Below are 421 nucleotides of genomic sequence, written 5' to 3'. Positions count from 1 at the left end.
ACCACCACATTCCGGGCAGCATGACGCTGCCGGCAGCAGCCGTTTTTCGTCACGGGGAGTGATTCAGGTGCCGCAGCAGCTACAGATTGTGACCGGGAGGAGATTGCAGGGACAACATCTTCGGCATCAAGTGTTATCGGGAGCAGCTCAGGCACGCTGTTTTCTGTTGTTGAAGGAGGACGTAGTTTTCGCCAGTACTGACGCCACTTGAAAAGCAGATTATCGTTGATTCCATGCTCACGAGCGGGTTGCGCTACGGGGATCTCTGGTCGATGCGAGAGTTCAACCATTTTATTTTGAACTCAACGGGATAATTAGGGCTTTTTTTACGCACTGTGGTTAATGATTTCATGGATAGCGTCCACCATATTGATCTGCGCCCCAGATCTTGGACAACCCTATGCAGCTTGCCTTAGCCTAT

Annotated in this window: 1 protein-coding gene; it reads right to left on the bottom strand. The window is 51.1% G+C overall.

Annotated elements, in window-relative coordinates; all coding sequences use genetic code 11:
• Positions 1-290: transposase (locus IAE50_RS26445; protein WP_234467362.1), on the bottom strand; the 290-nt coding region annotated here is incomplete at its 3' end.
• Positions 291-421: the final 131 nt, after the last annotated feature.

The sequence above is a fragment of the Kosakonia sp. S42 genome (assembly GCF_016624785.1).
Lineage (GTDB): Bacteria > Pseudomonadota > Gammaproteobacteria > Enterobacterales > Enterobacteriaceae > Kosakonia > Kosakonia cowanii.
The sequence above is the reverse complement of the archived record's forward strand: the minus strand, read 5'-3'. Positions and strand labels throughout refer to the sequence as shown.